The sequence below is a fragment of the Nocardia sp. NPDC049935 genome (genome assembly GCF_055586645.1).
Map to the genome: position 1 here is coordinate 58,447 of NZ_JBVJHV010000003.1, position 17,216 is coordinate 75,662.

The following is a 17,216-nucleotide window of genomic DNA, read 5'->3' on the forward strand; positions in this document are numbered from 1 at the left end:
TCACCGGACCCACTCGGGTGCTTCGGTATTCGAGCGGTACAGCTATTCGGAAAATCGGACGAAATCAGAGGGATATCGATGGCCGAGACACTGTCGGCGAATTCCAGCGAGATCGCCGGTCTGGGTGTTCTCCTCACCTCGATCGGCGCGGACGTCCAAGCGGCGTCCGATTTCGTGGCCAAGGAGGGAAGAGCGGCAGATTGGCTCCACGGGCCGATCATCGACACCCTGGTGGCCCCCATCAACAATGCGGCGGACTGGATGTCCCAGCGGCACCGGGTACTCGCCGACACCACCAACGGCAGCGGTACCGAGCTCAACAAGGCCGCCTGGATGTATCACAACCAGGACCAGAAGACCTACGCCGCGCTGAACGCGGCCACCGACTCCGCGATCCCGGGTGCCGACGGGACCGAGGAGAGCGGTGTCACCGCGCAGTACGAGGGTGCCGCGACCTATCCCAAACCGGAATCGTTCAAGCTCGAGGCGCCGGCCGCGAACAAAGAGGAGCTGGCCGGGCTCATCACCGAGGTTTTCCCGGTACTCGGCAATGTGAACGAGTCCATCAAGAGCATCACCCGCGCCGCGGGCACCGAATACGACCCGCTGGTGAAATGCCTGGAGCCGATCCCGGGAAACTGGTCCGAGATCCGCAGGCTCGGTGAGGTGTACAAAGCGGCCGGAAACGGGATCGAGGCCTGCGGCAAGAACCTCGAATCCGGAGTGAAGCGGATCGACGGCAGCACGAACGGACAGCCCAATTGGGACGGCAAGGCGGCCGTCTCCTTCAACGATTGGGCGACCAGACAGATCGCGGCGATGAAATGGGAAGGCCCGGTGGGCCGGGTCGTGAGTGATTGTGCGGGCGAAGTGTCCGACATGATCAGGGACGGTATCCGGACCATTCTGGAAAAGCTCTGGGGGATGCTCAACAAGTACGTCGACTTCGACGACATCAAGGGCGCTCTCAAATCGGTGGCGAATATCCTCTCGGCCGCGGTGCCGGGGCTCGGCGCGGCCCGGATCGCCAAGCTGGTCGTGGATATCGGGCTGCTCGTCAACGCCGCGATCGATGTGGTCGGCAAGATCAAAGAACTCGCCGACGCCTTCAAACGCCTCCTCGACATCATCAAGGATCCGGTGGGCCAGTTGCGGGAGAACGCGAAACAGAAACTGGAGGAGGCCATCGCACCTGTCACCAGCAAGATCGACGACGCCACCCGCGCGGCCGCCGTCGGCCAGGACATCGGGCAGATCGCGGATTACGGGGCCACCACCAACCGACCGACACAGGCATACGACGCCGGGTCCGGCACCGCACCCTGGGAGAACGCATGACCGGGCCGCAGTGGGGCAGCAGGCGCGAGCCCGATATCGATCCCGAGGTGGAGGCGATCGCGCGCCAGGTCATGGACGCGGTCGACGATCTGCGCACGGCCACCGTCCGCCTGGCGAATATCGATATCGATGCACTCTTCGACGGGGCGACGGAGGTGACGGAGGAGTTCATCTCCCTGGTCGCGGGAATGGACACCGCCTCACCGGCGCTGCGGGCCTACGCCGAACGAGTGGCCGGTGGCGAATGCCGGTGGCGCGATATCGAAACCCTCGCCGATCCGGTGCCGCCGGAGGTCGCCGAGATGAAGAGCTCGCCGCAGTTCATCTGGATGTGGTCCCCGGAACCGCCACCGGCGCCCACTCCGCCACCGGCGCCCACCTGGACCCCGCCGCCACGGCCGCGCCCCGGCGATACGGTGGTCGGGCCCAGCGATTGGCCGGACGACTTCGACGAATACCCCGGCGACCAGCGGTGGCGGTGAGGTATGGCTCGGTCCCGGAGGATGGTCGGCCCGATGTCGGTGGTGTGGGTGCTGGGGGTCCCGGTGGCGGCGGTGGCGTTCATGGCGGGCGCGTTGAACCTGGGCGCCGTCGTCGCCCGGGCGACGGGGTCGGATGTCGCCATGGTGCTCTTTCTCCCGGTGAGCGCGATTCTGGGGGTCTGCGCGTGGATGCCCGTTCTGGGCGCCGCCTGGCGGCTGCGCCGGAAATACCTGCGGCGCATCGGGACCGAGGTGGCGGCGGTGGTGGTCGAATCCGATCTGCGGTGTCAGCACAATCGGGGGCCGTTCGACTTCGATCTGTGGCGGGTGCGGGTGGAAGCCGAGTTCCCGCACCCGGAGACCGGTGACGGAACCCGGGTGCGGAAGCAGTATTTCTACGTGCAGTTCCAGGAGTCGAAGGCGCGGGCCCTGGCCGCGGAGTTCGGTGCCGGAGCCCCGGTTGCCGTTGTGGTGCACAAGAATTCCGCGCTGATCGAAATTCCGAAACGGCCGGTCTGGGCCGATATCTGGTGACGTGGCGGAACCGCCGGGCACACGCGGGGGCCGCCGGTCGAACCGTTCCCGCCTACCGGAAGCGACACCACCGACCACCGGAGGTGAGCACGCGGCGGAGCGCGGGACTAGTGTTGCGCAGATGACGTTGCCGAGTGATATGCGCGCGTTCAATCGGTCCGTGGTCGAGAATTTCCGCGAGAACGACGGGGAGATCACGCTGGACGGGATGCTGAAGGGATCCGATCTCGTCCTGCTGACCACCGTCGGACGGCGCAGCGGGCGGCAGCATATCGTGCCGCTCGGATACCTGACCGACGGTGACGACCGGATCGTGTTGTGGGCGTCCAATATGGCCGCCGCCGACCACCCGGCCTGGTACCGGAACCTGGCGGCGCAGCCGCAGGTCATCGTCGAGCGGCCGACGCCCGGTGGGATCGACCTGTTCACCGGTACCGCGAGCACCGCCGCCGGAGCCGAACGGGAGCGGCTGTTCGCGCTGCTGGCGGAGCGGTTCCCGCATATGGCCGCGCATCAGCAGCAGACCGAGCGGGAGATTCCGCTCGTGGTGGTGGAACGGGTATCGGGCCGGTCCGAATAGGCCGCACTCCCCCGGCGGGTCAGTGCCCGGCGAGAATCTCCAGATAGTGGGCGTTGCTCATGACGCCGAGGATATTTCCGAACGGGTCCACCACCGCGGCGGTGACGAAGCCGGGTCCCCGGGTGGTGATCGGGTCGTATTCGGTGGCGCCGAGCGCGAGCAGCCGGTCGTAGGTGGCCCGCAGATCGTCGACATGCCAGTACACGATCTCCCCGCCGGGCCCCGGCTGGGCGCGCCCGGGCCGGTACGCGCCGTCGATCAGGCCGAATTCGTGCGCGTAGTCACCGATCCGGAATTCGTAGTAGCCGGGCACGGCGAAGTACGGCGGTGTCCCCAGGAAGTCCGCGTACCAGTCCTTGGCCGCCTCCAGGTCGTCGGCGTAGTACGTCACGGTCGCCATTCCTCGCAGCATCGTTGTTCTCCTCGGTTGTGTCGTCGGGCCGTTGCGACCATCCTCCCGGGCAAAGTGCTCAACTTCTGATCACTTTTCCGGGGAGAATCGCGGATATGCGCGCAGATCGATTGGTGGCGGCCCTGTTGCTGATGCAGACCCGCGGCCGGGTCACCGCCGCCGAGATCGCGGCCGAACTCGAGGTGTCGGTGGCGACGGCCCGGCGTGATCTCGAGGCCCTGTCGACCGCGGGTGTGCCGGTGTACCCGCAGGCCGGCCGCGGCGGCGGATGGTCGCTGATCGGCGGGGCCCGCACCGATCTCAGCGGTCTGACCGCCGGTGAGGCCCGCGCCCTGTTCCTGCTCACCGGTCCGTCCGCGGAAACGGTGCCGGAAGCACGGTCGGCGCTGCGCAAACTGCTGCGCGCCCTGCCCGCGACCTTCCGCGGTGAGGCCGAGGCGGCCGCCGACGCGGTCGTGATCGATCCGGCCGGCTGGGGCCGCACCGGGCGCGAACTACCCGAAACGGTGCGGCAACTGCAGCAGGCCGTCGTGCGCCGCCGCCGGGTCGTGCTGCGCTACCGGGGTCGCGGCGGGGAGGCGACCGAGCGCGTCGTCGACCCGTGGGGCCTGATCGACAAAGACGCCCTCTGGTATCTGGTGGCCGGCACCGAACGCGGCCGCCGCACCTACCGGGTGGACCGGATCCTGCACGCGGAACCGACCGACCTGCGATCGGACCGGCCGGCCGGACTCGACCTTCCCGCCGTATGGGCGGAAATCGTGGAGGAGATGGAACAGCGCCGCGCGACCACCGCCGCCACCGCCCTGATCAGCGAAAGGCTTCTGCCGATCCTGCGCGATCGGCAGGGCCGGCATTGCGAGGTCCTCGGCGCCGCCCCCGACGGCCGGATCCGGGTCCGGCTCACCGCGCACACCCCGCGGGCCGTCGCCGAACAACTGGCGGGCTGGGGCGCCGATATCGAGGTGATCGAACCGGCCACGGTACGCGACGAACTCGCCGCACTGGGCGCGGCACTCGTCGAACGCTACGGCCGAGGATAAGTGCTCATTCCTTGCGCACTTTTCGCGGGAAGATCGGAACAGACCACCGACAGCCAGCGAGGAGAGCGCCATGATTCCCGACCGGACCGACCCCGTCACCTTCACCACCGCCGCCGAGTACGAGCGGTGGCTGGCCGCCCATCACGACTCCGCCCCGGAGATCTGGCTGAAGATCGCCAAGAAGAACGCCCCCACCGTGACCGTCACCATCACCGAAGCTCTCGACGTCGCCCTGTGTTACGGCTGGATCGACAGCCACCGCCGGCGCCTCGACACCGACCACTATCTCCAGCGTTACTCACCTCGCCGCCGGAAGAGCCCGTGGTCGGAGATCAACCGGGACAAGGCCGAGGTCCTGATCGCGGCCGGAAGGATGCGGGAGCCCGGTTACGCGGCCATCGCCGCGGCCCGCGCGGACGGTCGCCTGCCCGGCCGCGCCGCCGGGGACCACTGACGAACCCGGAGGCAGACCGGGCGCCCGTGATCAGTCCTCCGCCGCGACCGAGTACAGCTGGTAGGAACCGCTGAACCCCTTCAGTTCGGCTGCCCGCGCGGCGGTGACGGTGATATCCGGCCGGTCCGCCACGGCGTCGCGCACCTCCTCGCTGACCAGGACCTCGCCGCCGTGGGCCTGGGCGGCCACGCGGGCGGCCATGGCGACATTGCGGCCGAAGAGATCGTCACCGCGGCGGACCGAGCGGCCCATATGGATGCCGATACGAACGCGGACCCCGGCCATGGGTCCGGTGGCGGTGCCGATGGCGCCCTGTACGTCCAGACCACAGCGCACGGCCTGCTCCGCGTCGCCGAAGGCGATCATGAAACCGTCACCCTGGCTCTTCACGATATGTCCGTCGTGCCCGGTGACCAGCCGGCGGATCAGCCGGTCGTGGCGGCCCAGCAGCGCGACCCAGGCCCGGTCGCCGAGCCGCTCGTTGAGCGCGGTCGATCCTTCGATATCGGAGAAGGCGATCACCACGTCACCGCCGGCGGTGAGCCGCGCCAGATCGGGTCTTTCGACCTGCGCCCAGCCGGCCAGGTCTTCGATCGAGCTGAGCACCGCCGCGCGGAAACCCTTCCGGCGGACCAGGCTCGCGGTCTGCCAGACGGTTTTCACCGCTTCCCGGCCGCCGTCCATCAGCCGCCGGCGGGTATCGGTCCGGCGCTGGACCTCGGCCAGCTCGTGACGAGCACGTACCAGCGACCGCCACAGCACGATCAGGCCGGCGGCCTCGGCGACGGCGATCGCCGCGAGGATACCGGCGGCGACCGTCACCGGCCGCCGTCCGCTGACGAATCGTGTTCCGCGCCCGCCGCCTCGCTCAACTGCTGGGAGACCTCGGGCAGATCCGCGTGGATTCGGCGGTCCATGGCCCGGGCGAGCAGTTCGTCGGCGACCAGGCGCACGGCGGGCCGGAGTTCGGCGAGGGTGCCCGCGAGGCCGTGTAATCGTTGCGGGGAAGGATCTTCGACGACCTGATTGACCAGATTGACCCGGAACTCCCGGACGAACGCGAAGGCCATCCGGTCGAAGGCCGCCTCCAGTTCCCAGCTCAACGCGAGTATCGACCGCAGCGGGATACCCACGGCGACGAAGGCGGTGGCGGCCTCGAGCAGCCGGCCGCTGGAATAGACGAAGCGGTCGTCCTCGATACGCAGATAGCCCAGCTCCATGGCTTCGGTGATGGCCTCCGGAGTGGCCTGCTCGCCGAAACGGTCCAGCATCTCGGCGAAATCGATATCGACCTCGCGGTCGCCCCACGCCACCGAGGCCGCCGTCTCGAATCCGAGCAGTTCCGAGACACCGCCGCCGTGCTCGGCGCTCGTCAGCAGGTCGGCAATTCCTTCCAGGCTGTGGCCGCGGGCGAGCAGGTCGGCGACGAGTTTCAGGCGCTCCAGGTGGGTGTGGTTGTAGAAGGCGTGCCGGCCCTGCCGGCGCGGCGCCTCGAGCAGTCCGCGCTCCTGGTAGTAACGCACGGTTCGTACCGCGACACCGGCGGCCTCGGCCAGTTCGGCGACTCGGTACTCCTGCGTTCGTGGCGTCATCGTCGTCCTTCCACTCAGCGGTCCGCGAGCCGAATGACGGCAAGCTTAACCCCACTGTCTCAGTAGATGCTGGTTCGAACTCGAGGACCGGCCGGATCCACCCACCTATCACCGTAGAGCGAACACCATCGTTGTGGTGCAACTCACCATCGGTTACAGTTTTTACTGATACGGATTGCGCACCCACCGGTAGCGCTCCATTCGTACACAGGTGGCAAGGAGGTCGGAGTCGGTGCTGATGAGCAGCTCTCATGCTATTCGTGAACTGGAGATCGCCGGGACGCCCGCGGTAACACTGCTGGGCCGCACACCCCGACTGTCCCAGCAGTTACTGGACCATCTGGCCGGTTCCGACCATGCCGAACCCGGTGTCACGATGCCGTGCGGCGTGCTGCGCCGCGAGGCCGCCGAGGTGGTGGCCGGCTGTCTGGACCTGGTGGCGGCGGCCCTGCAGGGACGGGCGGTGAGCGCCGTGCCCGCCGCGCTGGCGAGCCGGATCGAGGACTGGGCCGCCGAAGGAGTGGCCCTGGAGGCCGTACAGCACGCCACCCATCTCGGGTTCCGGTTCGTCCTGGACCTGCTGGCCGGGCGGGCCGGCGGCGCCGACGCCCCCGTGATGGTGGCCGCGGGGCAGCGGCTGGCCGAGGTTCTCGATCGTGTCATCACCGGCTTCACCGGGGCCTACCTCCGCGAACTGCGGGCCCATACCGCGGCCCGGTACGCCGGGGCCGAGGCGCTGGCCACCGCGCTGATCTCGGGGTCGGCCACCGCGGAGACGGCCCGCGAGAACGGTTTCCGGAGCGCGGATTCCTACGCGGTACTGGCGCTCGCCCTCCCGGGCACCGGCGGCGAAGCCGACAGCACCGCGCCCCGGCGCCGGCTCCGCCGGGTGCGCGCCGAACTCTGCCTCGGCGGTGACATACCGCCCGCCCGCCTCAGCGAAGCCGGCGGCACGATTCTCGTCCCCCTGCCTCGACCCGACGATTCCCCGGCCACCCACTTGGTCGAGCGCCTGCGCGAGGCGGCCCGCGAACCGTTGCTGGCCACCGTCGTACTCGCGCGCCGCGACGAGATCCCCGACGCCACTCGCCGCGCCCACGAACTACTCGACCTCGCCCAGCGCCTGCACCGTCCCGCCCGGCTGTACCGGATGGCCGATCTGGCGGTGGAATACCAGATCACCCGCCCCGGCCCGGCCCGGCGGCAGCTGGCGACGGCGCTGGACCCGCTGCTTTCCCAGCCCGAACTCCTGCAGACCCTCGCCACGCATCTGGCCAACGACCGCAACCGCCAGGTCACCGCGCGTGCGCTCTATATCCACGCCAACACCCTCGACTACCGGTTGCGCCGCATCGCCCACCACACCGGCCTGGACCCCGCCCGCGCCGACGATCTGTGGCATCTGCAGGCGGCCCTCGTCGCGGGCGCCTACGAGACCGGCCCGGTGGTCGAGACGATCCCGGGCCCGGCACCTCGGCCGAGCCAGGGCGCTCCCGGCTCGGCCGAGGTGCGACCGCCCGCCGAAATCGGTCGCGGGACCGGGGCGCTGGCCGCAGCCGCCGGATAGCGCAATCACGAACGCGATCCCGAACCGTGGCAGGCGGGGCACAGTGATCAGGTGTTGCGGCCCCCGTTGACCCCGAGCAGCTGGCCGGTGATGTAGCCGGCCTCCTCGGAGACCAGGAACGCGCAGGCGGCGGCGATATCGGCGGGCGTGCCGATCCGGCGGACGGGGGTGCGCAGGATATGGTCCTCGACCGTGCCGCCGAGCCGGCCGACCTCCTCGTTCTTGCGCAACATCGGGGTATCGATGAACCCGGGCGGTACGGCGTTGACGGTGATTCCGGAGGGCCCCAGTTCCAGCGCCAGGGATTTGGTCAATCCGTTGACCGCGGATTTCGCCGCCACATAGCTCGACATGAACGGCTGACCCGAATGGGTGCTCGACGACGAGATGTTCACGATGCGGCCCCAGCCCGCCGCGAGCATATCCGGCAGAACCGCCTGCACACAGTGGAAGACACCGTTGACATTGACATCGAATACCCGCTGCCATTCGTCGAAGGTGAGGTGGGCGAAGCGTTTGAAACTTTCCAGACCCGCGGAGTTGACCAATATGGTGACCGGGCCGGTCTTTTCGCGGATCGCCGAGAGCGCGGCCGCGATCTGTTCCGGATCGGTCACATCGGCGCGATAGGCCAGGTCGTCGTCCGGGCCGGGGTTGAGATCCAGGGTCGCGACGGTGTATCCGCCGGCGCGCAGGCGTTGCGCGATACCGAGCCCGATCCCGGAGGCACCTCCGGTGACCACTGCTGTTTTCATGCTGACGACTCCTTGTCGATATCGGCTCCGGTGACCGCCGAGGGGATTTCGGACCACGTCGCGCCGCCGCCGTCACGCGGCAGCAGAGCGCGAAGGAAGAGGGTGACGGCGAACCGGAGATGCCTGTCGGCCTGTTCGGGTGTGCGGTAGACGCCGAACTCGGCCATTCGCCAGGGTTCGGATTCCACCAGGACCAGGAAGTGTTCGGCGGCGAGTTCGAGATCACCGGCGGCGAGCTCGATATGCCCGGCCTCGCGGTGCCGCCGGAGCAGATCGCGTACCGCGCGCAAACGCGGCGACCAGGCGACGGTTTCGGCGCTGACGGCGAATTCGGGGAACCGCGACGATTCGTTCATCGCGATCCGCTGCAGTTTGACCAGCTGCGGGTCCGATATCCGGGCCAGCGCCTCCCGGGCGAGGGCGAGCAGCGAGGCACCGAGGTCGTCACCCGGGGGCGGATCGACCTGGGTGTGCGGGTCGCGCCGGCTCATCGCCCACGGGATCACCTCCGCGAAAACGGCGCGCTTATCCGGATAGCGGGCGTAGAGGGTCTGTTTGGTGACACCGGCGGCCCGGGCGATGGCCTCCATGGTCGCGCCGTCGTAGCCGCGTTCGAGGAAGGTCTGCACCGCGGCTTCGCGCAATCGCTCGACGAGCTCGGCCGCCTCGGTACTGGTGGGCCTGCCCGGCCGCCGTGGTCGCGTGGTCACCGAAACGGCCCCTTTCAATCAGACGCACTCGTATGATTCCATCACTATACGACCGCGTATGAATTGGCAACCGCCGGCGCGACGGCCCGCCCAGCCGCCGGCGCGCCGGCATCGAGGAATCCGAGGTACCCGTGAGCACACCCGACACCGTCGATTTCTTCCGCGACAAGAGCCCGGTGGCGGACCCGTATCCGTATATGGAGTCGCTGCGCGAGCAGTGCCCGGTCGTGCGGGAGCCGCATCACGACGTCATGATGATCACCGGCTACGAAGAGGCGATCGACGTTCTCGGCGACGCCGACCGGTTCTCGTCGTGTATCTCGGTGAGTGGCCCGTTCCCCGGATTCCCGGTCCCGCTCGAGGGCGGCGACGTGCGGGCGCTGATCGATGCCCATCGCGCCGAACTGCCGTTCAGCGACCAGGTGACCGTGATGGACCCGCCCCACCACACCCGCCACCGCGCCCTGCTCATGGGCTTGATCACCCCGAAACGCCTGCGCGAGAACGAAGAATTCATGTGGCAGCGGGTGGACCAGGTACTGCAGCCGTATCTGGCCGCGGGCGGCGGTGACTACATCGGCGAGTTCGCCGGGCCGTTCACGCTGCTGGTGATCGCCGATCTGCTCGGCGTTCCCGAGGACGACCGGGCCGAGTTCGCGGCCACGATGACCCGCCAGGCCCGCGGCGGTGGTGTGGGCGCGTCCGGGCGGCGCGCGATGTCGCATACTCCGCTCGAGTACCTCTACGAGAAATTCGCGCGCTATATCGAAGACCGGCGACGCGAGCCCCGGGGCGACACGCTCAGCGATATGGCCGTCGCCCGGTTCCCCGACGGGTCGGCGCCGGAGGTGATGGATATCGTCCGCCTGGCGGCCAATCTCTATTCGGCGGGTCAGGAAACCACGGTGCGGCTGCTGAGTTCGGCGCTGATGATCCTCGCCGACAACCGTGAACTCCAGCAGGCCCTGCGCGCGAACCCCGAACGCGTCCCGAATTTCATCGAGGAAGCCCTGCGCTTCGAAAGCCCCGTCAAAGGCGATTTCCGGCTCGCCACCGTCGACACCACGGTCGGCGGCGTCGATGTTCCGGCGGGTACCACCCTGATGGTGATGAACGGCGCCGCCAACCGCGACCCGCGCCTGTTCGACGATCCGGCCACCTTCGACCTCGCGCGACCCAACGTCCGCAAGCACATCGCCTTCGGACGCGGACCGCACACCTGCCCCGGAGCGCCGCTGGCGCGGACCGAGGCGCGGGTGAGTATCGAGCGACTCCTGGCCGGCACCACCGATATCAGGCTGTCCGAAGAGAAACACGGACCCACCGGAGCACGGCGCTTCTCCTTCGTGCCGACCTACATCCTGCGCGGGCTGACCGAATTGCACCTCGAGGTCGACCTCGCGGAGAACCCGGCGTGACGACCGCGCTCGAAGTGTCCTGCGGGCTTCCGCCCGGCCCCGAGTTCGCCGATCTGACCGTGCTCGCCGAGGAATCCGGGTACTCGTGGGTCTGGATATTCGATTCGGCGCCGCTGTGGGAGGACCCGTTCGTCCATCTCGCGCTCGCCGCGCAACGCACCTCGCGTATCGGCCTGGCCACCGCGGTGCTGATCCCGGGCGAACGCTCGGAAATGGCGATGGCCGCCGCGATCGCCGCGCTGGCGCGGTTGTCCGGCGGCCGGTTCCGGGCATGTTTCGGCACCGGGGCGACCGCGCGCCGGACCATGGGGCAGCGGCCGATGACACTGCGCGCGCTGGAGGAGTACGTCACGGCCGTGCGTGGACTGCTCGCCGGTTCGACGGTGACCATCGACGGCAGCGCCGCCCGGATGCTGCACGCCCCGGGCCTGAGCGCGGACCGGCCGGTCGATGCCGAGATCTGGTTGAGCGCGTTCGGGCCGCGCGCGGTCGCACTCGCGGGCCGTATCGCCGACGGCATCATCGGCGCCGCGGCGCGGCAGCCGGTTCCGGTCGCGACCATGCGGGCGGGTTCGGTGCTGGACCCCGGCGAGGCGAGCGACTGCCCGCGGGTGGCCGCGGCGGTCGGCCCGTGGCGGGTGGTTGCCTATCACGAGGCGTACGCCCTTGGTGGCGCCGCGGCCGTCGATGCGATGCCCGGCGGGAAGCAGTGGCGCGAAACTCTCGAGCGACTCGCCCCCGAGCACGAACGTCACCTGCTGACCTACGAGGGACACGTCACCCACCTCACCGACCGCGACCGGCCGCTGGCCGGTTACGACGGCGGGTTTCCCACCGTGATCGGGGAACCCGAGGACATCCGCGCCGAACTGACCCGGCTCGCCGGCCTCGGCGTACGAGAACTCGTCTACACACCGAGCGGCCCCGATGTGGCACGCGAACTACGCGCCTTCGCGGCGGCGGCCCGCACCGTCGAGATCCCGGGGAACACACCATGAACGACAGCACGGCCCCCGAACCCCTCTACAAGGTCCTGCTCTTCCTGAAGCGCAAACCCGGTATGAGCGTCGAGGCATTCCGGGAGTACTACGAGAACACCCACTCGAAACTCGGCGAGAAACACGCCCACGGCCTGGTGCGCTATCTCCGCCGCTATCTCGATCCGGTCGGCGGAGAAGAACTGCCGTTCGACGTCATCACCGAACTGTGGCTGCGCGACCGGTCCACCGCCGAGGCGGTCGCCGCCCACACCGCCCGCAATCAGCCGCCACCGGAGATCCTCGAGGACGAGGAACAGTTGTTCGACCGCACGAAACTGCGGGTCGCGATCACCGTCGAATACGAATCGACCCTCGGCGCGGGCCCCAGCGCCTGAAGCCGGCCCGGCGGCAGGGTGGCCGGATGCCCTGACCCGCCGGTCACGGTGGGAGTAGCCGTTCCAGGCCGTCGAGTATCAGGTCGAGGCCGAAGTCGAAATCGGCGATGCCGTCGTGCTCGCCCGCGATGACCCGGGTGGTCAGGCGGTTCATATTCGGGAAACGGTCGGGCGGGATGAGCGGGAGGAACCCGGTCGCGGCGGTGACGTAATCGGCGGGATCCAGCGGGAACGTGGATTCCTGCAGGGTGAAACCGTAGATATGGCTGTCCATCGCGTTCCACGCGCGGTCGGCCTGCAGGTCGGAGAAGCCGGCGGTGTAGAGGCATCCGAGGGTGGCGTCGATATAGCGGAGCATGGCGGGGCCCACGTTGACGCGGCTGCCGATGAGTCCGGTGGCCCACGGGTGCCGGCGCAGCATCTCGTGGGCCGAGCGGGCGCGGCGGCGCATCGCCGCTTTCCAGTCGACGCCCGCACCGGGGACCTCGATCTCGGCGACGACGAGATCGACCAGCCCGTCGAGCAGATCGTCCTTGTTGGCGATGTGGTTGTACAGCGACATCGCTTCGACGCCCAGCTGCTGGGCGAGTTTGCGCATGGACAGGGCGCCGAGGCCGTGCTCGTCGGCGAAGCGCACGGCGGCGGCCAGGATTCGCTGCCTGCTCAGCGGGTCTCGGTCGGGTTTCGGCATCGGTCTCCTTGACGTACTTACGGTGTAAGTGTAGCGTTCCGGGCAGCGAACTTACGCTGTAAGTCACTCGGCTCCGGTGAGGTGTCCTCATGTCCGAAATACACAACGACCGGTTCCGGGACGACCGGGTACACCCCGGACCGATAGCGGGGACCATGACCGCGATCGTCGCCCCGGCCTACGGCGGCAGCGAGGTGCTGCGCGTCGACACCGTGCCCGTCCCCTCCCCCGGCCCGGGCGAGACCCTGGTCCGGGTCCGTGCCGCCGCGGTGTGCAAAGGCGATATCCATCTGCTCACCGGACGGCCCTACCCCATCCGGCTCATGGGTTTCGGGCTACGCCGGCCGAAACAGCGGGTCATCGGACACGATCTCGCCGGCGAGATCGCCGCACTAGGACCGGACGTGGGCGGATTCCGCATCGGCGACGCGGTGTTCGGTGCGGTGCCGGCCGGAGCCTTCGCCGAATACGCGGTGGTCCCGGTGGCGACGCTGGCCAGGATCCCCGCCGGGGTCGATTTCGAACAGGCGGCAGCGGTACCGGATTCGGGGGTCACCGCGCTGCAGGGACTGCGGGATATCGGGCGGGTGCGCGCCGGCCACCATGTGCTGATCAACGGGGCCTCGGGCGGGGTGGGCAGTTTCGCCGTGCAGATCGCGGTGGCCCTGGGAGCGCGGGTCACGGCGGTGTGCAGCACCCGGCATATCGCGGCGGTCCGTGACCTCGGCGCGGACCGGGTGATCGACTACACCGCCGCCGATTTCACCGAATCGGCGCGCGACGTCGATGTGCTGCTGGATCTGGTCGGGAACCGGTCACTGCGCGCGTGCCGCCGCGTACTCGTATCCGGCGGGGTGTTCGTCTCGTCGGCCGGCGCCCCCGGCGGCGATCTCATCGGCCCGCTGCTCTGGCTCGGCAAGGTTCTGCTCGCCGACCTGGTCACCCGGGAGACGCTACGACCCCTGCTCATGCGGCAGTCCCGCGCCGATCTCGAATATCTGGCGACGCTGCTGTCCGACGGCGCCCTCGTTCCGCTCATCGAGCGGCGGCACCCGCTGCGGGAGGCGGCGACGGCGGTCCGGCACCTGCACCTCGGGCACGCGCAGGGCAAAACTGTGCTGCTGGCCTGAGCCCTACGGCAGCGCCGCGCAGTTCACCGGCGCCGGCACGCCCGCGAGGCGATCGGTCACCCACTGCTGCGAGGTGGTCAGCGACGGGAAGAAGGCCACATCATGGGTGCCCAGCACGCCGGACAGCGGAGGCACCGCGGCGTCCGGTTCCAGCTGGACCGGCGTACCACCGCCGCACCAGCTCGCGGCCATACTCCGCACCACCGGGTACGGCGCGACGCCCTCGTCGTTACGGGCCGAGTAGACCCGGACCGGCACTCCGGGAGCGGTCCCGCCGAGCCGCTGCTCGTCGAACGCCTTCTTCAGCTCCGGGGAGCCGTCGATCACCGCGGTGACGGGCAGCCCGCTGGTGGTCCACCGGGACGTCTGCTGCGGTTGCGACATGATGCTGGAGAGGCCGCCGCCGCATTTACCGATCGAATCGCGCAGGATCGCCTTACCGGTGTCGTTGAGCGCGGCGTCGAGCACCGGCCGGGTCTCGGGATAGTCGGCGGCGATACCGTTCAGGATCCAGGCGATGGCCGGGGCCACCCCGGGCTGCCCGTCGCTGTGCGCGATGTAGTCCTGCGGACCGGCCAGGGGTCCGCCCACATAGGCGCCGCGCACATTCAGCTCGGGGGCGTATCGCGGTTGCAGTTCGGCCGCGGCCGCGGAGGCCATCCCACCCTGCGAGTAGCCGTAGATCATCACCGGCGAGCCGGGATGCAGGCCGCTTCCGGGCAGGTGCAAAGCGGCGCGCGCCGAATCCAGGACCGCGTGGGCCTGGGTTTTGCGGTTGAGGAAGTTGTGGGGGCCGGGTGCGGCGTAGTCGTGGTAGTCGGTCATCACGACCGACATCCCCCGGGCCAGTAGCTGATTGATCGCGATCAGGTCGTATTCCACGACCACATCGGCCGGCGGCTGGACCCGGACCACCTGCGACACCATCGCCGACGGCGCGCACTCGGCGCCCTGCCCCTGGGTTCCGCCCGCGTAGGCCACCAGCGGACGCTCGCCCGGGCCGGTCCACGGCGTGAGCGGCTCCAGATACGTGCCCACCACCGTGGTCGGCGCGTCGTGGGTATCGCTGCTGGCGTAGATGAGTCGCGTCGACCGCGCCGGAACGGTTCCGGGCACACCGGAGGCCACGGGCCGGGACGCCTCGGCGCGGAGGATATCGCCCCCGGCCGGCTGCGGTTGCGTCGCCGCGGGCTGCGCCCACGCGGGGGGCGCGGCGATCGCTCCGCACGCGACGGCGACGAGTGTTCCGGTCAATGCGGCGACCCAGGCGCGTTTTTCGCTCTTCATACCGATCCTTCGCGATGTGGTCCATCCGGGGAGCTGAAGTGGCACTGTTCGAGCGCGGAACCAGCAGGTATGCCCTGCCGGGCCACAGCCTATGCCATCCGGCGGGCACAGGGCCGGAGGTCGCGGCGCCGAGTCGGATCGGGTCGGTGCGCGCCCGGGCCCCCGGCGCCCGGAGCGTTCAGCTCGCGAACTGCTCGATCCCGGTGATACTCAGGAGCTCCATCGCGGTTGCCTCGGGTGTGCCCGGCGGCGCCGAGTAGAGGACGAACGTCTGGTCGGTATCGGGCACCAGCAGGGTGTCGCAGTCCAGGGTGAGCATGCCGAATTCGGGATGATCGATGGTCGCGGTCCGCGCCCGGATCACCCCGGACCGCCCGGCGCGCCACAGCTCCTCGAACCGTTCGCTGCCGGCCCGCAGGTCGGCGATCAGACCCGCGAGTGCGGAATCCGCCGGATAGCGCGCCTGGGCCGTGCGCAGGCACCCCACGCAGTGCGCGGCGGAATCCGCCTGCTCGTCCGGCATCTCCACGACCCGGGCGAGACCGTCGCCGAGGAAACGCTGCCAGATGAGGTTCCGGCGGGCGGGCGGCAATGCGGAGAAGTCCCCGAGCAACGCGGCGGCCAGTGGGTTCCACACCAGTACATCCGATTTGGCCGACAGCACCAGTACCGCTGGGCCGTCGATCCGATCCATGGTCCGCAGCACGCCAGGACCCACCAGCGTCGGGATACGACCCTCCTGCGGGGGTTCGCAGCCGCTGAGCCGGAATACCAGATCCCGGTCCTCGTCGTTCAAACGCAGGGCACGGGTCAGCGCGCCGATGACGGAGACCGAAGGCCTCGGGCCGCGGCCCTGTTCGAGCCGGACGATGTAGTCGACACTGAGCCCCGCCAGTTGGGCGACCTCTTCGCGCCGCAGGCCCGGGACCTGACGACGCCGCCCCGCGGGCAGCCCGACCTCGCCGGGTGTGATCCGGGAACGCGCGGTACGCAGTACGGACGCGAGTTCGGCTCTGTTCATCGCTCCATCGTGCCGCCGATCCCGGATCCGCGGGATGGTACTGCCGGTCCCAGGGCCGACCGGTCCTGGCGAGGGCATCCGCGAGGCCGGATGCTGCGGGAATGACAACGACAGCGACCCCGGCGACCGTTCTGGTCACCGGGGCGAACACAGGGCTCGGGCGCGAAGCCGTACGACGATTCGCGACCATGGGCCGCCGGGTTTTCCTCGCCGCACGCGATACCGGTCGAGGTAACGCCGCGATCCGCGAGTTGGCGGCGTCGGGACTCCGGGCGCATTTCGTGCCGCTGGACGTGACCAGCGACGAATCGGTACGCGAAGCCGTCGAGATCGTGGCCGCTCACACCGGGCATCTGGACGTCCTCGTCAACAACGCCGGGATCGGTGGGTCCACGACCCCGCCCGAGAAGACACCGGCCGCCGAACTCGCGGCGGTTTTCGACACCAACGTCCTCGGCGCTGTCCGAGTGACCAACGCTTTCCTGCCGTTGCTGCGCGCCGGCGCGAATCCCCGGATCATCATGGTCTCGAGCGGAATGGGATCGGTAGCGACCGTGACCGCCGCGGCCGGACTCGTGCCGCCCGCACTCGGGTATCCCGCGTCGAAGGCCGCGCTGAACATGATCACCGCCCAGTACGCGCTCGCGCTCCCCGGTATCCGGATCAACGCGATCGACCCCGGGTACACCGCCACCGCCCTCAACGACTATCGCGGCGTCCAGACGGTCACCGAGGGTACCGACGCGATCGTCGCATTGGCCGGTATCGATTCCGCCGGGCCCACGGGCGGCTTCTTCGACCGCGACGGTCGCACTGCATGGTGACCG

The 17,216-nt window shown here is 69.3% G+C and carries 20 protein-coding genes; 12 read left to right on the forward strand and 8 right to left on the reverse strand.

Annotated features, from left to right (window positions below; translation table 11 throughout):
- The first annotated feature begins 78 nt into the window (after nucleotides 1–78).
- From ACZ6SF_RS13180 to ACZ6SF_RS13195, 4 genes are all read left to right on the forward strand, one after another.
- A complete protein-coding gene (locus tag ACZ6SF_RS13180) occupies nucleotides 79–1,338 on the forward strand; it encodes a hypothetical protein (RefSeq protein ID WP_466062342.1) in 1,260 nt (419 codons plus the stop codon).
- A complete protein-coding gene (locus ACZ6SF_RS13185) occupies nucleotides 1,335–1,820 on the forward strand; it encodes a hypothetical protein (protein ID WP_466062343.1) in 486 nt (161 codons plus the stop codon). Before ACZ6SF_RS13180 ends, ACZ6SF_RS13185 begins: the two co-directional genes overlap by 4 nt.
- 33 nt (nucleotides 1,821–1,853) lie before the next feature.
- Nucleotides 1,854–2,354: a hypothetical protein gene (locus ACZ6SF_RS13190; protein ID WP_466062344.1), complete on the forward strand. Its 501-nt coding sequence runs from the start codon at nucleotides 1,854–1,856 to the stop codon at nucleotides 2,352–2,354.
- A gap of 121 nt (nucleotides 2,355–2,475) precedes the next feature.
- Nucleotides 2,476–2,934 (forward strand): nitroreductase/quinone reductase family protein, encoded by a 459-nt coding sequence (locus ACZ6SF_RS13195; protein WP_466062345.1) that lies wholly within the window; start codon nucleotides 2,476–2,478, stop codon nucleotides 2,932–2,934.
- A 19-nt stretch (nucleotides 2,935–2,953) separates the two neighbouring features.
- Here the strand turns inward: ACZ6SF_RS13195 and ACZ6SF_RS13200 are convergent, their stop codons facing one another.
- On the reverse strand, nucleotides 2,954–3,346 hold the full coding sequence (locus ACZ6SF_RS13200) for a VOC family protein (protein WP_466062346.1): 393 nt from the start codon (nucleotides 3,344–3,346) through the stop codon (nucleotides 2,954–2,956).
- Between the two features lie 95 nt (nucleotides 3,347–3,441).
- On the opposite strand from ACZ6SF_RS13200, the gene ACZ6SF_RS13205 reads away from it, so the two are divergent.
- Both ACZ6SF_RS13205 and ACZ6SF_RS13210 read left to right on the forward strand, forming a co-directional pair.
- Nucleotides 3,442–4,389, forward strand: coding sequence for a helix-turn-helix transcriptional regulator (locus tag ACZ6SF_RS13205; protein WP_466062347.1), 948 nt, complete (start codon nucleotides 3,442–3,444; stop codon nucleotides 4,387–4,389).
- Nucleotides 4,390–4,459: 70 nt separating this feature from the next.
- Nucleotides 4,460–4,843, forward strand: a complete 384-nt coding sequence (locus tag ACZ6SF_RS13210; protein WP_466062348.1) for a YdeI/OmpD-associated family protein — start codon at nucleotides 4,460–4,462, stop codon at nucleotides 4,841–4,843.
- Between the two features lie 30 nt (nucleotides 4,844–4,873).
- On the opposite strand, the gene ACZ6SF_RS13215 is transcribed toward ACZ6SF_RS13210, so the two are convergent.
- Together ACZ6SF_RS13215 and ACZ6SF_RS13220 are read right to left on the reverse strand one after the other, a co-directional pair.
- Nucleotides 4,874–5,665, reverse strand: coding sequence for an adenylate/guanylate cyclase domain-containing protein (locus tag ACZ6SF_RS13215; protein ID WP_466062349.1), 792 nt, complete (start codon nucleotides 5,663–5,665; stop codon nucleotides 4,874–4,876).
- Nucleotides 5,662–6,435 (reverse strand): MerR family transcriptional regulator, encoded by a 774-nt coding sequence (locus ACZ6SF_RS13220; RefSeq protein WP_466062350.1) that lies wholly within the window; start codon nucleotides 6,433–6,435, stop codon nucleotides 5,662–5,664. Before ACZ6SF_RS13220 ends, ACZ6SF_RS13215 begins: the two co-directional genes overlap by 4 nt.
- A 238-nt stretch (nucleotides 6,436–6,673) precedes the next feature.
- Between ACZ6SF_RS13220 and ACZ6SF_RS13225 the strand changes: the two genes are divergently transcribed.
- Nucleotides 6,674–8,002 (forward strand): PucR family transcriptional regulator, encoded by a 1,329-nt coding sequence (locus ACZ6SF_RS13225; protein ID WP_466062351.1) that lies wholly within the window; start codon nucleotides 6,674–6,676, stop codon nucleotides 8,000–8,002.
- 47 nt (nucleotides 8,003–8,049) lie between these two features.
- On the opposite strand, the gene ACZ6SF_RS13230 is transcribed toward ACZ6SF_RS13225, so the two are convergent.
- Complete coding sequence (locus ACZ6SF_RS13230) at nucleotides 8,050–8,757, reverse strand: SDR family NAD(P)-dependent oxidoreductase (RefSeq protein WP_466062352.1); 708 nt, start codon at nucleotides 8,755–8,757, stop codon at nucleotides 8,050–8,052.
- Nucleotides 8,754–9,467, reverse strand: a complete 714-nt coding sequence (locus ACZ6SF_RS13235) for a TetR/AcrR family transcriptional regulator (RefSeq protein WP_466062353.1) — start codon at nucleotides 9,465–9,467, stop codon at nucleotides 8,754–8,756. Before ACZ6SF_RS13235 ends, ACZ6SF_RS13230 begins: the two co-directional genes overlap by 4 nt.
- Nucleotides 9,468–9,664: 197 nt before the next feature.
- On the opposite strand from ACZ6SF_RS13235, the gene ACZ6SF_RS13240 reads away from it, so the two are divergent.
- Genes ACZ6SF_RS13240 through ACZ6SF_RS13250 form a run of 3 tightly spaced genes read left to right on the forward strand, consistent with a single transcriptional unit; the run spans nucleotide 9,665 to nucleotide 12,260 of the window.
- The gene (locus ACZ6SF_RS13240) at nucleotides 9,665–10,885 is read left to right on the forward strand and encodes a cytochrome P450 (protein ID WP_466062969.1); all 1,221 of its coding nucleotides are present in this window, start codon (nucleotides 9,665–9,667) and stop codon (nucleotides 10,883–10,885) included.
- Complete coding sequence (locus ACZ6SF_RS13245; RefSeq protein ID WP_466062354.1) at nucleotides 10,882–11,883, forward strand: LLM class flavin-dependent oxidoreductase; 1,002 nt, start codon at nucleotides 10,882–10,884, stop codon at nucleotides 11,881–11,883. Before ACZ6SF_RS13240 ends, ACZ6SF_RS13245 begins: the two co-directional genes overlap by 4 nt.
- Nucleotides 11,880–12,260 carry an EthD domain-containing protein gene (locus tag ACZ6SF_RS13250; RefSeq protein WP_466062355.1) on the forward strand — a complete coding sequence of 127 codons (381 nt, stop codon included), beginning with the start codon at nucleotides 11,880–11,882 and terminating at the stop codon, nucleotides 12,258–12,260. The genes ACZ6SF_RS13245 and ACZ6SF_RS13250 overlap by 4 nt, the downstream gene beginning before the upstream one ends.
- A gap of 43 nt (nucleotides 12,261–12,303) precedes the next feature.
- On the opposite strand, the gene ACZ6SF_RS13255 is transcribed toward ACZ6SF_RS13250, so the two are convergent.
- Complete coding sequence (locus tag ACZ6SF_RS13255) at nucleotides 12,304–12,951, reverse strand: TetR/AcrR family transcriptional regulator (RefSeq protein ID WP_466062356.1); 648 nt, start codon at nucleotides 12,949–12,951, stop codon at nucleotides 12,304–12,306.
- 89 nt (nucleotides 12,952–13,040) lie between these two features.
- On the opposite strand from ACZ6SF_RS13255, the gene ACZ6SF_RS13260 reads away from it, so the two are divergent.
- Nucleotides 13,041–14,081, forward strand: a complete 1,041-nt coding sequence (locus tag ACZ6SF_RS13260; RefSeq protein WP_466062357.1) for an NAD(P)-dependent alcohol dehydrogenase — start codon at nucleotides 13,041–13,043, stop codon at nucleotides 14,079–14,081.
- Between the two features lie 3 nt (nucleotides 14,082–14,084).
- Here the strand turns inward: ACZ6SF_RS13260 and ACZ6SF_RS13265 are convergent, their stop codons facing one another.
- Nucleotides 14,085–15,368, reverse strand: a complete 1,284-nt coding sequence (locus ACZ6SF_RS13265; RefSeq protein ID WP_466062358.1) for a lipase family protein — start codon at nucleotides 15,366–15,368, stop codon at nucleotides 14,085–14,087.
- Between the two features lie 178 nt (nucleotides 15,369–15,546).
- Nucleotides 15,547–16,389 (reverse strand): helix-turn-helix transcriptional regulator, encoded by an 843-nt coding sequence (locus ACZ6SF_RS13270; RefSeq protein WP_466062359.1) that lies wholly within the window; start codon nucleotides 16,387–16,389, stop codon nucleotides 15,547–15,549.
- A gap of 101 nt (nucleotides 16,390–16,490) precedes the next feature.
- Here ACZ6SF_RS13270 and ACZ6SF_RS13275 point away from each other — a divergent pair, with 101 nt between their 5' ends.
- The gene (locus ACZ6SF_RS13275; protein ID WP_466062360.1) at nucleotides 16,491–17,213 is read left to right on the forward strand and encodes an SDR family NAD(P)-dependent oxidoreductase; all 723 of its coding nucleotides are present in this window, start codon (nucleotides 16,491–16,493) and stop codon (nucleotides 17,211–17,213) included.
- Nucleotides 17,214–17,216: the final 3 nt, after the last annotated feature.

Excerpts from the sequence above, each read along its gene's own strand:
- ACZ6SF_RS13220 (WP_466062350.1), bottom strand. The coding sequence starts at position 6,435 with ATGACGCCACGAACGCAGGAGTACCGAGTCGCCGAACTGGCCGAGGCC.
- ACZ6SF_RS13265 (WP_466062358.1), bottom strand. The coding sequence starts at position 15,368 with ATGAAGAGCGAAAAACGCGCCTGGGTCGCCGCATTGACCGGAACACTC.
- ACZ6SF_RS13270 (WP_466062359.1), bottom strand. The coding sequence starts at position 16,389 with ATGAACAGAGCCGAACTCGCGTCCGTACTGCGTACCGCGCGTTCCCGG.
- ACZ6SF_RS13200 (WP_466062346.1), bottom strand. The coding sequence starts at position 3,346 with ATGCTGCGAGGAATGGCGACCGTGACGTACTACGCCGACGACCTGGAG.
- ACZ6SF_RS13205 (WP_466062347.1), top strand. The coding sequence starts at position 3,442 with ATGCGCGCAGATCGATTGGTGGCGGCCCTGTTGCTGATGCAGACCCGC.
- ACZ6SF_RS13190 (WP_466062344.1), top strand. The coding sequence starts at position 1,854 with ATGTCGGTGGTGTGGGTGCTGGGGGTCCCGGTGGCGGCGGTGGCGTTC.
- ACZ6SF_RS13210 (WP_466062348.1), top strand. The coding sequence starts at position 4,460 with ATGATTCCCGACCGGACCGACCCCGTCACCTTCACCACCGCCGCCGAG.
- ACZ6SF_RS13195 (WP_466062345.1), top strand. The coding sequence starts at position 2,476 with ATGACGTTGCCGAGTGATATGCGCGCGTTCAATCGGTCCGTGGTCGAG.
- ACZ6SF_RS13250 (WP_466062355.1), top strand. The coding sequence starts at position 11,880 with ATGAACGACAGCACGGCCCCCGAACCCCTCTACAAGGTCCTGCTCTTC.
- ACZ6SF_RS13185 (WP_466062343.1), top strand. The coding sequence starts at position 1,335 with ATGACCGGGCCGCAGTGGGGCAGCAGGCGCGAGCCCGATATCGATCCC.
- ACZ6SF_RS13275 (WP_466062360.1), top strand. The coding sequence starts at position 16,491 with ATGACAACGACAGCGACCCCGGCGACCGTTCTGGTCACCGGGGCGAAC.
- ACZ6SF_RS13240 (WP_466062969.1), top strand. The coding sequence starts at position 9,665 with ATGGAGTCGCTGCGCGAGCAGTGCCCGGTCGTGCGGGAGCCGCATCAC.
- ACZ6SF_RS13260 (WP_466062357.1), top strand. The coding sequence starts at position 13,041 with ATGTCCGAAATACACAACGACCGGTTCCGGGACGACCGGGTACACCCC.
- ACZ6SF_RS13180 (WP_466062342.1), top strand. The coding sequence starts at position 79 with ATGGCCGAGACACTGTCGGCGAATTCCAGCGAGATCGCCGGTCTGGGT.
- ACZ6SF_RS13255 (WP_466062356.1), bottom strand. The coding sequence starts at position 12,951 with ATGCCGAAACCCGACCGAGACCCGCTGAGCAGGCAGCGAATCCTGGCC.
- ACZ6SF_RS13225 (WP_466062351.1), top strand. The coding sequence starts at position 6,674 with ATGAGCAGCTCTCATGCTATTCGTGAACTGGAGATCGCCGGGACGCCC.
- ACZ6SF_RS13230 (WP_466062352.1), bottom strand. The coding sequence starts at position 8,757 with ATGAAAACAGCAGTGGTCACCGGAGGTGCCTCCGGGATCGGGCTCGGT.